The sequence below is a fragment of the Segatella copri genome, assembly GCF_019127135.1.
Lineage (GTDB): Bacteria > Bacteroidota > Bacteroidia > Bacteroidales > Bacteroidaceae > Prevotella.
In genome coordinates, this window is record NZ_JAHOEA010000017.1 from 50,738 (window position 1) to 63,663 (window position 12,926).

General features: G+C 47.3%; 8 protein-coding genes and 1 pseudogene. 4 read left to right on the forward strand and 5 right to left on the reverse strand.

Going from position 1 to position 12,926, the window contains the following annotated elements:
• Positions 1-23: 23 nt before the first annotated feature.
• Positions 24-809, reverse strand: a complete 786-nt coding sequence (locus KSW37_RS06455; RefSeq protein WP_153092901.1) for an ABC transporter permease — start codon at positions 807-809, stop codon at positions 24-26.
• A 31-nt stretch (positions 810-840) separates the two neighbouring features.
• Positions 841-2,244, reverse strand: a complete 1,404-nt coding sequence (potA, locus tag KSW37_RS06460) for a polyamine ABC transporter ATP-binding protein (RefSeq protein ID WP_117693789.1) — start codon at positions 2,242-2,244, stop codon at positions 841-843.
• A gap of 137 nt (positions 2,245-2,381) precedes the next feature.
• Here potA and KSW37_RS06465 point away from each other — a divergent pair, with 137 nt between their 5' ends.
• Genes KSW37_RS06465 through KSW37_RS06480 form a run of 4 tightly spaced genes read left to right on the forward strand, consistent with a single transcriptional unit; the run spans position 2,382 to position 6,633 of the window.
• Positions 2,382-3,047: a SprT-like domain-containing protein gene (locus KSW37_RS06465; protein ID WP_153092902.1), complete on the forward strand. Its 666-nt coding sequence runs from the start codon at positions 2,382-2,384 to the stop codon at positions 3,045-3,047.
• A 53-nt stretch (positions 3,048-3,100) separates the two neighbouring features.
• A complete protein-coding gene (locus tag KSW37_RS06470) occupies positions 3,101-4,045 on the forward strand; it encodes a hypothetical protein (RefSeq protein ID WP_217313658.1) in 945 nt (314 codons plus the stop codon).
• A gap of 37 nt (positions 4,046-4,082) precedes the next feature.
• Positions 4,083-5,576: an MBOAT family O-acyltransferase gene (locus tag KSW37_RS06475; RefSeq protein WP_006847095.1), complete on the forward strand. Its 1,494-nt coding sequence runs from the start codon at positions 4,083-4,085 to the stop codon at positions 5,574-5,576.
• Positions 5,577-5,634: 58 nt separating this feature from the next.
• Entirely contained in the window at positions 5,635-6,633 is a 999-nt protein-coding gene (locus tag KSW37_RS06480) for a thioredoxin-like domain-containing protein (protein WP_217313657.1), read from the forward strand.
• Between the two features lie 58 nt (positions 6,634-6,691).
• Here KSW37_RS06480 and KSW37_RS06485 read toward each other — a convergent pair whose 3' ends face one another.
• The 3 genes and pseudogenes from KSW37_RS06485 to KSW37_RS06495 all read right to left on the reverse strand — a co-directional run bounded on the left by KSW37_RS06485 (position 6,692) and on the right by KSW37_RS06495 (position 12,239).
• Complete coding sequence (locus KSW37_RS06485; RefSeq protein WP_217313656.1) at positions 6,692-8,878, reverse strand: C10 family peptidase; 2,187 nt, start codon at positions 8,876-8,878, stop codon at positions 6,692-6,694.
• Between the two features lie 16 nt (positions 8,879-8,894).
• A pseudogene (locus tag KSW37_RS06490) lies at positions 8,895-11,033 on the reverse strand (M3 family metallopeptidase).
• Positions 11,034-11,099: 66 nt separating this feature from the next.
• Positions 11,100-12,239 carry an MFS transporter gene (locus KSW37_RS06495; RefSeq protein WP_217313655.1) on the reverse strand — a complete coding sequence of 380 codons (1,140 nt, stop codon included), beginning with the start codon at positions 12,237-12,239 and terminating at the stop codon, positions 11,100-11,102.
• Positions 12,240-12,926: the final 687 nt, after the last annotated feature.

A 12,926-nucleotide genomic window follows, 5' to 3' on the forward strand; every position in this document is an offset into this window, starting at 1 on the left:
ATCCTTACAGAATAATGACTGCATCATCTGATACCTCCTTCCTGTTTGCTGCCATCACCTGCGATGAGGGTAGAGGCGCCGATGAGGAAGAGCATGATGAGCGAGAGGGCTGCACCGTAGTTCCACATCGAATTGTTGATGTTCTCCTGGATGGTGGTACCGAAGAGCTTGATGTTGTTCATCGTCAGCAGTTCGGAGATAGCGAAGGTAGAGATGGTTGGCATGAATACCATCAGGATGCCACTTGCTACGCCCGGCATGGAGAGGGGCAGGATGACCTTGAAGAACTGCTGCCAAGGCGATGCTCCCAGGTCTTCAGCTGCTTCGATATAGCTGCGGTCCATCTTCTGCAGGGTGTTGTAGATAGGGTAAATCATGAATGGGATGAAGTTGTAGACCATACCGAACAGGAGGGCACCCTCACCCAGCTGAAGGTCGGCAAAATCGAAGAGGGCCACGGTGGCAAGTGTGCGCACCAGGATGTTTACCCACATCGGCAGAATGAAGAGCATGACGATGGTGTTGGCATACTTCATCCTGGTTTGTGTCAGGATATAGGCGGCCGGATAGCCCAGCAGAATGCAGAGCAGGGTGTTGAGAAAGGCGATGCCTATCGAATACACAAAGGTGTTGATGGCTTCGGGGTGTGCCAGGAACTTCTGGAAGTTGTAGAGCGTCAGGGCTCCGTTCTCATCGGTAAATGCGAACACTACGATGAGAAGCAATGGCAGTACCACAAATATCGCTGCAAAGATGGCGTAAGGTATCGACCAGCTTTGTCGCGAAGAGATAAACTTGATAATGTTCAATTTATAATTGATAATTAGGAATTAATAATTTTTATTCAAACGAAATATTCTCCTGAGGAATGGTGATAGCCACATGATCACCTAAATCCCATACATCCTGTGTATCTACATAGAGTTTCTCGCCCCAGTCGGTATCTATGGTGAGATGATAGTGGTCGCCCTTGTAGAGAATGAAGCTGATGTCGCCTGTAAAGGTTCCTTCGCTCTCGTTGTCGAAGAGTTCTATCTTGTTGAAAGGTACGTTCACCCGGATGGTTTCGTTTCCGTTTTCATCGGTCTGAATCTTGTCCTTCATTTCTGCCGGAATCTCCATCTGGTATTCGCAGCCCAGGAATTCTATCGTTCCGTCGCCGTTTACCTTTGCATCGAAGGTATTGGTGATGCGCTCCTTCTTCATGATGTGAATATTGTCGGGTATCACGCTCATTCCTATCGTCTGGCCTACTTCGAAATGCTTGTAGTTCTGGATGAGAAATTCGTAGCCCTTCTCGGTTTCTGCCAGCATCTCGTAGTGTACTCCCTTGAAGATAGAAGAGGTTATCTTGCCCACAAACTGGGCGTGGGCGGTATCGGTGGAAACTTCGATATCCTCAGGACGTATCACGACATCCACTTCCTGGTTGCAGCCGAAGCCCTTGTCTACACAAGGCAGTTCAGTACCTGCCACATTCACCAGACAGTCGTGGACCATCGTTCCGCAGAGAATATTGCTCTCGCCGATAAAGTCAGCAACAAAAGCATTGGCTGGTTCGTTGTAGATATCGGTTGGTGTACCTATCTGCTGTATCTCTCCCTCGCTCATCACCACGATGGTATTGCTCAGGGTGAGGGCCTCTTCCTGGTCGTGGGTAACGTATACGAAGGTAATGCCCAGGCGTTCGTGCATCTGCTTCAGCTCCAGCTGCATGTCTTTACGCATCTTGAGGTCGAGTGCTGCAAGCGGTTCGTCCAGGAGAAGAACTTCCGGTTCGTTGACGATGGCACGGGCGATGGCGATACGCTGTTGCTGACCGCCCGAAAGCGAGTTGACATCACGATATTCGTAATCACTCATGTTTACCATCTTCAGGGCACGTTTCACCTTCGGCAAAATCTCTTCCTTCGGTGTGTTCTTGAGTTTCAGACCGAAGGCGATATTGTCGTAAACGTTGAGATGAGGGAACAGAGCGTATTTCTGGAATACCGTGTTCACATTTCGCTTGTAAGGAGGAAGGTTAGTAATATCGTTGCCGGCGATGGTGATGATGCCTTCGCTGGCGGTTTCAAACCCTGCCAAAAGTCTCAATAATGTCGTTTTTCCGCATCCCGAAGGACCTAGAATGGTCATAAATTCGCCCTTTCTCACATAGAGATTGATGTTGTTGAGGGCTGTTTTCTCGCCAAATCTTTTCGACACATTCTTAATATCTATGATATGCTGTGCTGTCTTGTTCATTTTTGTTGTAAATTTGCGTGCAAAGTTACGCATTTTTCGATAAATATTGAAAGAAACAAAGAAAAAATTGTATCTTTGCAAACGTTTTGTAGTATCTGATATACAGAACTGAATAATTGTTGAATAAATATACATACATGATTGTTACAATAGAATGGATGGAGGAGTGGTTCAGACGGTTTGACCACGAATATTTCGGGGGAAAACTGCCTGTTCCTGAACTCGGACTTACTCATGCCAAGACTCGCTTGGGGCAACTTGCCTATAAGCGGGCCTCCAGATGGGGGCGCACCAAACTCTACGATTTCAAACTCTCCATGTCTACTTATTATGATATGACCGACAGGCAGGCAAAGAGTGTCTTGCTCCACGAGATGATACATTACATCATCGGTTATACGGGACTGAAAGATACCTCGGCACATGGTGTTGTGTTCAAGGGACTGATGGATAAGCTCAACAGCCAGTATGGTTGGGATATCAGAGTATCGACATCCACCAAGGGTTGGAAGGTAAGCGAAACCGTAAAAAGTAGGAAAGAGAAAAAGGGACCGCAAATCTATCTGATGCTTGCCATCGAGATGAATGATGGAAGACATTATCTCTCGAGAGTGAATCCGAGTTTTGCCCGTCGCATCGAAAATCAGCTGAAGACGGTCAGGGAAGTGGTTTCTCATCAGTGGTATACTACGATGGAGAACTATTTCGAAGACTATCCGCAGGTGCGCAGCTTGAGAGGAAGGCGCATCTCGAAGGCCGATTTCGGAAAGTTGCTTAATGTGCTCACTCCCTTCCAGCTGTAATGTCGGGCGAATGTATAAGAAAATGAATAACCAAAACTCATTAAAGATATAAAATGAAAGAAACCTGGAAAATGATAGCCCTGCTGGCAATAGCCATTGGAGGACTGCTGGCTTATGCCTTTATTCCAGAGCAAGTGGCTGAAAAAATTCCGCTGAAACAGATTGGAATGGATGCGCTCACCGGTAAAAGTGAGGCAGAGCTTGCTGAAGAGGAAAAGGCTGACAGCATGATAAAGGAACCCGTGGATACGGCGGCGCAGCGAGTACTGATCTTCGGCGACTCGATGTCGGAATATCTCGGTCTGCGACTGGCTGATTATGCCAACAAGAACGGTCACAAACTCACCTGTATTACCTGGGTGAGTTCGGGCACCAGAAACTGGGCTGCTACCGATACCCTGCAGCATTATATCCAACGTATCAAACCTACCCATGTCTTTGTATGTCTGGGCAGCAACGAACTGTATACGGCTGATATGAAGGGATGTGAAAAACGCATCCGTGCCATCTTGAGCAAGATAGGTAATATTCCGACGATATGGATCGGTCCGCCAAACTGGTGTGAGGATAATGGATATAACAAACTTCTCCGTGAGGTGATGGGACCACGAGGCTATTATCCTAGTTACAAACTTACCTTCGAACGCCAGAAAGACGGCCGGCATCCGACTATGGCTTCATCTGCCATGTGGATGGATAAGATTGTTGAATGGATGAATAGCGGTCATTGTGTGCATCCGTTCCGATTGGAAATGCCTGATAAGCGTGACCGCAGATACAGACAGATTACCATCTTGCCTCCTGGAACTAGACATAGGGCCGACAGCACGGCTATGAAGAAGGATTCTCTTTCTATGCCTGTTGAGGGAACTGTGCCTGAAACGACAGAAAGTCCTGCTGCAACCAAGGAATCTGCAACTGCTGGAAAAACGTCTCCGGCTGCTGCTGACAAGTCGGTTCCAGCGGTAAAGCATGTAAACCATAAAGACTCCGTATAAGAAAGAGTTCAATAAATAATATCTTCAGAACAGACAAATGAATTATTCAACATTCGAAATAAGTGCCTTGTGGCATTGGATAGAGCGGCTGTTTGTTTATCAGGCAGATTCTCCGCTGATGATGGGCAGCATTCCGTTTGCGCTGCTCTTCATCTTCTTCCTTGCCATTTATACCCTGCTCAAGAGCTATTCGCGCACAGCCATGATGATGTATGTCATCTGCTTCAGCCTTTTCTTTGCCTATAAGGTGAACGGAATGGTGATGTGGATGCTGCCGCTTACGGCTTGCATCAATTATGCCGTAACCCAGGAAATGAGACTGCATGAGGGGAAGGCACGCAAGGCGCTGCTCACCTTCGTAGTGCTTGTAGACCTGGCTCTGCTGTGCTATTTCAAATATACCAATTTCATCATTGGCGATGTAGTCAACGAGATGTTCAGCACCAATTTCTCCCTGCAGTCTATCGCTCTGCCTGTAGGTATCTCGTTCTATACCTTCCAGGCTATCAGCTATGCGGTAGATACCTATAAGCGTAAGTTTGACATGGAGGTAACGCTCCTGGAGTATTGCTTCTATCTCACCTTCTTTCCGCTGCTGATGGCGGGTCCTATCACCCGTGCCGCCAATCTGATACCCAGACTGAAACGAAACGAACAGGCTTCCAGCAGAATGCTTTGGACAGGACTCTTCCTCATCATGCTGGGACTGGTCAAGAAGAATATGCTGAGCGATTATATTGCACAGTTCAACAACTGGGTGTTTGATGCGCCGCAAACCTTCTCGGGTTTCGAGAATCTGGCAGCACTCTTCGGATATCCAGTCCAGATTTTCCTCGATTTCTCGGGATACAGCGATATGAGTATCGGTGTGGCAGCCATCCTGGGTTTCTATCTGCCCGACAACTTCTATTTCCCTTACCGTTCACTCTCGGTTACTGAGTTCTGGCGTCGCTGGCACATCTCGCTTTCCTTCTGGTTCCGCGATTATGTGTATATTCCGCTGGGTGGAAACCGGAAGGGAAAGGTGCGCATGTATTTCAACAACTTCCTCACCATGCTGGTGGCAGGCTTATGGCATGGTTCTTCCTGGATGTTCGTCATCTGGGGTGCTCTTCATGGTTTCGGACTTGTGGTACATAAGTTCTTCAGCCGTCAGTTGGGCATAAGCATTCCCCGTACGCTGGCTGGCAATTCTCTCAGCTGGCTCATCACCTATTTATATATATGCTTTGCGTGGTCGTTCTTCCGTGCCAAGGATTTGGGTGTGTTGGGGAAGATGTATGATAAGGTGGCAAATGATTTCAGCATCGATTATCTGGTGCCTTTCTTTCATGCCCGTCCTGCCTGGACGCTTTGCATCATCGGTGTCATGCTGAGCTATCTCTTTACCGAGCGCCAGTATCACCGTCTTCAGGCGCGGTTCATCCTCCTGCCTTGGGTGGCTAAACTGCTGCTCTTCATCATCTGTCTGCAGATGGTGGTGGAGGTTTCCCAGGAGAGTGTGCAACCGTTCATTTATTATCAGTTCTAGTTTCGATGGTTAATATTAATATATATATTTGAAGTAACAGACAAAACAGAAAAATTGTATGAAGAAACTATTATTCTTTTTGCTCCTGACGACGGCTGTCGTCGGTAGAGCACAGACTTCGCTTGACTTGCTGCCTGTAGGCACCGAGGCTCCCGACTTCACGATTACTGACAGTAAGACGGGTAAGAAAATCTTCCAGCTCTCAGATAAGAAGACTCAGAAGGATAAAGACGGAAAGACGCTTCCGGGTGTCTGGACCATGCTTGATTTCTGGGCTTCCTGGTGTCCTGACTGTAGAAGAGACATGCCGATGGTGAAGGCTATCTATGACAAATACAATACCAAGATCCAGGTAGTGGGTGTTTCTTTTGATACCGACGAGGCTAAGATGAAGAAATATCTGGGCGATAATCAGTATACCTGGTTGCAATACTGTGAGTTTAAGAAATGGAAGGAAACAAAGATTTCCAAGGATTATCACATCTCATGGATTCCTACCACTTATCTGATCAATTCGGAAGGTAAGGTTGCATTTTCTACCGTGAAGGCGGAGGAGATGATGAAGAAACTGGATTCGCTCGACCAGGCAGGAGCATTGAAACCTGCTCAGGTGCAGACTGCTCTCAAGAAGGTGTATAATGAAAGCATCGATCCGATGGCTCAGATTGATGAGGCTTTGGCTAAAGCTAGAAAGAATGGCAAGTTTGTTATCTGTCAGGTAGGTGGTAACTGGTGTCCATGGTGCTTGAAGTTTGCCGATTTTGTAGAGAAGAATGCTGCGGTCAACAAGATGGTGAATGATCATTTTGAATATATTCATGTGAACTACAATCGCAGAAAAACTGCCGGTGATGCGGCGGTGAAGAAGGCTGAGCAGCTGATGAAACGACTGAACAATCCTCAGCGTTTCGGATTCCCGGTCTTTGTGGTGCTTGATGAAACCGGAAAGGTTCTCCATATCCAGGATTCCAGTTTCCTGGAAGAGGGTAAGGGATATAACGAAGAAAAGGTGCTCAGATTCCTGAAGAGCTGGACACCTCAGGCTATTAAAGGATAAAGAAAGAGGGTGTGTCATTAACTTATGACACACCCTTTTTTCTTATTTGTAGAAATCTTTATTTTACAGCTACCTTTCTGCCGGCTACGATATAGATTCCTGGACGCAGGTTAACCTGGACAGGAACACCGGCTGAAACGGATAACTTGGTGATAAACTGGCCTCCGATACTGTAAACAGGAATCAACTTGGATTCTGCTGACACAATCGTGAGTACACCGGCTGCAGAACTGATGCGGATATTGTTCTGGGCGGTTACCTGACTGATGCCTGTACTCTCGCCAGCACCAATCTGACCCACCTTAAACTTCACTCCGTCCAATAAGATTTCGCCATTACGGTCGGTTACCCAAACATACATTTCATTTGCTGTCTGGTTTAATGTAATGGTGCGAGTTGTAGACTCACCTGCCGGTACACACATATATTCCTCTGCGCTGCTTGAGCCTTCTTTAAAGGTTGGCTTCGTGTTGGTTTTGCTGGTGTAAACGTTTATCAGACCGAGATATTCGCGCTGGCTGTCATTCCTGATGGTAATATCAAACGAATTGTCCATTTTAAGCCGGATTGCCTCGTTGCTCTTTAATTCAGCCGAAAGCTTATTGCCATTCAGCGTAAGCGATGTGGCTGTAGCTTCCAGTTCAAACGGAACAACGTTCTCCATATAGGCACATACATCCCAGTTCTTGCCATTATCAGTACTGTAGATTTCGTAAAGAACAGTGGCTCCTACAGGGAAGGCATAGTTGAGGTTGAAATTAATAAAGTCGAGTTCATATCCTTCCTCTGGATCCATCGCATTTAATTTTAACTTGAAACTCTGCGTAATTGGCGTATATGAACCGTCATCTTTTCTGATACCAAGAGCAACTAAGCCTTCGAACTTATTGTAGGTAGGATTAGAAAATACAGGTGTTACCATTAGCGAGAATTTCTCAGATGCATTCTTGCGCTCGCCCTTGGTGATGGTACATTTTCTGTAATCTTCATAGGTATCAGCGTAAAGAGAATGCTCTTTTACCAGCGGTTCATCCTTGATTCCGTTGTCCGGTGCAATACCGATGATGACAGAGCAGGCGCGGTTATAGCCGTTAGCCGATGTGCCGGCACCTGTTCCACGGACTGCAGGGTCGAGGAGGGTGATGTCGAAATAGCCATCGCTGTAGCCTGACCAGCCCCAGTTGATGTGATAGAGACCTTCTCCGTCAGAACCATCGCATACAAACTGGTGGCCGCTTTCATCAGAGGCAGCACCGCCATAAAGGATAGGGCGCTTAGCCTCCAACTCCCGGTCGAGAATCTCCTTCCATTCTGCCAGCGTATAGAATGAGCGGTAAACCTCCTGCAAGAGGTCAGCATCATATCCGAAATAGGTTGACATATCTTCTGGGAGCACCCATGCACCCGAAGAATCTCCGTAATCCATCTGTACTGCAGCTCCACAATGGAACATCAGTTTGGCTACTGCATTGGCTTGAGTGGTATTATATTTTCCTTTGGTGTAGGTTGGGAGCATGTTGTCCCAGTCATATTTTTCACCCTTGCTGATGGCTTTTACCTTGAGCTTATGGGTTGTGGTGGTATAAGCAGGAATGGTAGCCTTCAGCTCTTTAGGATACTGATAATACATCATCACCTGTGCCATGGCTGTAGCTACGCATCCTGTAGCACTCAGCTTAGAACCTTTATATTTAGGACATAGTTTATTATAAGGTGTCAGCTGGTCCCAGGCAATATCTCCCAAGAGCGGTGCTATCTTTGATTGCTGATAACGGCCATCCGTCTTCAGCGCTCTCTGCTCAGCCAGAATCTTTCTGGCTTTGGCATCACCCTGGGTGAAGGCTGCAACAAACTTCTGGTAAGCTTTCAGAAACGCTGCACATCCTTCTGTCTTCATCAGATTCTCAGAGTTGCCATGAGCCGAATAGCCTACAATCTCCGGCAGTTCATCATCACCCGAAACGATGGTGAATCCCTTGTCGGCTCCGTTGTCAAAAACATAATAGCTGGTAGCTGTCTCTGCAGAACCGCTACCATTCTGCAGATATTGCTTTCTAGCCTTGCTTACCTGCTGCTGGTCCATTACGATGCCTTGCAGGGCAGCCTGGCGCTCGGCAATGGCTTGCGCCTGTTGGAAACTGCGAGGCCCTGCCCATGCCAGAACCTGAAAGAGCGTAAGGCCTACTGCCAGTAGTGCCGTACGCTTTATCTTCAACATCGCTGTATGAAAGTTGGTCTGTCTCATATTGTAATTTTATGCATTACAAACCTCTTGCTTTCAGGAATCCGGAAGCATCAGGCTTCTCCATACCTGTAAAGTCGGTAAACATTTCCATCTGGTCCTTGGTGTTGCCACGGCTCAGAATCTTATCGCGGAATGCCTGACCAACGGCAGGATCCAAGGCGCCATGCTTTGCAAAGTAGTCGGCGATGTTCACAGCCAACACCTCTGTCCAGAGATAGCTGTAATAGCCTGCAGCATAACCGCCGCCCCATACATGATTGAAGTATGATGTGCTGTAGCGAGGAGGAATCTGGGTGTTGAGCAAACCGATGTTGTGGAGCTCTTCCTTCTCGAAGGCACCTGCCATATAAGGTGAAGGCACCTCTTCTTCGCTAATCTTGTGTCAGGCAAGGTCAAGACAGGTTGCAGCCAGATTCTCGCCCAGTGAATAGGCAGTCTGGAAGCTGATGCTCTTCAGCATGCGCTCTTTCAAATCGGCTGGCATCGCAGTACCGGTCTCGGTATGACGGGCGTAATGGTCGAATATCTCAGGAATAGATGCAAAAGATTCGTTAAACTGGGATGGCATCTCTACGAAATCGCGAGCCACGGCTGTTCCTGAAAGGGTATTGTACTTGCAGTCGGAAAGGATTCCGTGAAGCGCATGACCGAACTCATGGAACAGGGTAGTAACCTCATCCCATGTGATGAGAGATGGCTGACCCTCCGGTGCCTTGGCATTGTTGCATACATTATATATGATAGGCAACTGGCCGCGCTGCTTGCTCTGCTTGGCAAAGGCGCTCATCCATGCACCGCCACGCTTGGTAGGACGGCGGAAGTAATCGCTGTAGAAGAGGGCGATTGGCTTGCCGTTCTTATCGCTTACCTCGAATACCTTCATGTCTGGGTGATAGGTAGGAATATCCTTGCGCTGCTTGAAGTTCAGTCCGTAAACACGATGGGCGGCATAGAACACACCGTTCACCTGTACGCTGTCGATGTTGAAGTATGGCTTAATCTCATCATCGGTAATGTTGAGCATCTCCTTCTTCATCTTTGCAGAATAATAGAAGCGGTCGTATGGCTGCAGCTTGAAGTCCTTGCCTTCAGCCTTCTGTGCATACGCTTCTATTGCCTTGGTTTCAGCATCTGCCTTAGGAGCATATTCCTTGATGAGCTGCTTCAGGAAATCATCCACATTCTTGCTGTTCTTAGCCATCGTCTTTTCGAGCGAATAGTCGGCATAGTTGTCATATCCCATCAGCTTGCCCTTCTCGGCACGCAACTTGGCAATCTCGGTTACGATAGGGAAGGTGTTGAATTTTGGGTTAGTACCATCGGCACGGTGGATGCTTGCCATATACACCTTCTTGCGCAGTTCGCGGTTCTGGAGATTGGTGAGGATAGGCTGCTGGGTGGTGTTGATGATGACGATGCAGTAAGGTGCCTTGCCTCCGCGGCTCTCAGCATCTTTCTTGCATTGTGCAATGTCAGCATCGCTCAATCCGGCGAGTTCTTCCTTGCTGTTCACCCAAACCACGGCGTTGTTGGTAGCGGCAGGAAGAAGGTTGCCCCATTCCTGCTGCAATTCAGAGATGCGGGAGTTGATCTGCTTCATGCGCTCCATCTTCTCGGCAGAAAGAAGGGCGCCTGAACGTACAAAACTCTTATAGATAACCTCAGTAAGGCGCTTGTCTTCGCCCTTGAGTTTCTTATATTCATTATCGTAAACATACTTGATGCGCTCGAAGAGTTTCTTGTTGAACGAAATCTCATTATCGAGCTCGGTCAGCAATGGGGTAGCCTTCTTTTCTGTTTCGGCGATTCCCGGAGTTTTGTGGGCACTGGTGAGACCGAAGAAGATGTTAGTCACCTTTTCGAGCAGCGCACCGCTCTCCTCATAGGCGAGGATGGTGTTCTGGAAGTTAGGCTTCTTCTTGTTGTTTATTATCTTCTGGATGTTGGCACGCTGTTCCCTGATAGCCGCTTCGATGGCTGGCAGGTAGTCGCTCTCCTGAATCTTGCTGAAGTCAGGAGCGCCGAATGGAAGACTGCTCTTTGTTAAAAGAGGATTCTGACGGTTACCGCCCGCAGTCTGTGCGAACGATGAGGCTGGCATCTGCAGGAGTGCTGCGGCCAAGCCCATGGTAAGGAAAGTCTTGTTAAGTTTCATTATGTTTCTTCGTTTATATTGATATTATTCTGCAAAGATAATCAATTATTTCGGATTACCGCATTTTTATTCATATTTCTTATGGAAAACTAGCAGACAGATAGCTCCTGCCAATGCCATTGGCATTCCGATAAGGGCAGGGAAGTTGTATCCCAATCCCATCGCAACAGGAATACCACCCAGGAAAGCGCCCACGGCATTGCCCAGATTGAAGGCGCCCTGAATGCAGCAGCCGCCCAGCATTTCGCCACCCTTGGCATGTTTCACGATAAGAAACTGTTCTGGCGATCCGATGCCGAAAAGACAGACGCAGCAGATGAACATCAGCACCACAGATACCCAGCCGAAAGGGGCGAGGAAGAAGGTGAGCAGAAGTGCCGCTGCCGCCAGAAACTGGAGATAACTGGTAAAGCGGCCCGGCTTGAAGCGGTCGGCAAGCAAGGCACTCACCTGATTGCCTACTACCATTCCGCCGCCTGCAAGAATCATCAGCAGAGAGATGCTGGCTGCGCTGAATCCACCCTCCATCTGAAGCAGCGGCGAGATATAACTGAACCAGCAGAGGATGCCGCCATTGCCCAGGAAGGTGGCGGCGATGATGAGCCACGGAGCCTTGTTGCGGAGGAAACGGAACTGTGCCTTCATACCCTTATTCGGCAACGCAGCCACGTCTGGAACCCATCTGTGAATCATATACATCGTCATGATACCGAGCAATATACAACTGACAAAAGGTACTCGCCAGCTGAACGCATGACTCAGGAAGGTGCCGATAGGTACGCCCACCAGATTGGCTACCGGCATTCCTGCGCACATCATAGCCACCGCCTTGGTTCCCTTTCCCTCCTTTGCCATCTTCACTGCCACGATGGTAGCTGTTCCGAAGTAGGCACCATGAGGCAAACCCTGAATGAATCGGGCGCAGAGCAACAGCCAGTAAGTTGGGGATACGGATGCGATGATGGCTCCGATGGTGATGATGGAAGCCAGGAACATCAATATCTTCTTGGGACGATACTTGTGCATGAGTATCAGTGAAAAGGCACCGGCGCATACGCCCAGTGCATAGATGGAGATGAGGTGGCCTGCCTCAGGAATGGATACGTTCATGTTGTGGGCAACATCTGTAATGATGCCCTCGATGATAAACTCTGTCATGCCCAGGGTGAATGTACCCAAAGCGAGTGCAAAAAGTCCTTTTTTCATTTGTTTTGTAATCTCTATATTATCCTAAAAGAAAGTTTCTCCCTTAATTTTATGTCTTTGTAAGACAATAGTTTCAGAAATTCGTGTGCAAAGTTACTCATATTCCCTTTATCCTGCAAGTTTTCTCGCAGGAATATAGTAAAGATTAACAGAAAGTGTGGGGCGATTTTTTTCTCTGATTTATTGCCACTATTGCCACTCCAAATGTAACTGTCTGATAGTTATTAATTTAAGCGTGGCAATAAGGGCTTTTTCTATTGTCACCTATTGCCACCTATTGCCACGCTAGGGCTAAAAACCGGGAATTCTCAGCGAAAAACACAGAATTTTCAAAGAAAAACACGAGATTATTGGAGAAAAAGTAAGAGATTATCGGAGGAAAAATATAAAAAAGGAGAGGAAATAAGCAAAAAGAGATGAAAAAGTCTACTTTTTCAGCATAAAACAACTGAGTGTGTCTACCATTTCAGTTCATAAAGATAAAAAGTGTCTACTGAAATAAAGAAGAGTCAGCTGAAATCAGTGTCTTTTTGTAAATATGGTTGACTCCTAAAGTTTCAATTACATGAAAGAATCATTAGAAGCAACACTGAAAGATGTCGAACTTACCAAGGAAGTGTACCGTCTGTACACTCTTGAGCACCTAACACAACAAGAGATTTCAGTTAAATTGTGTATAGGTCGCTC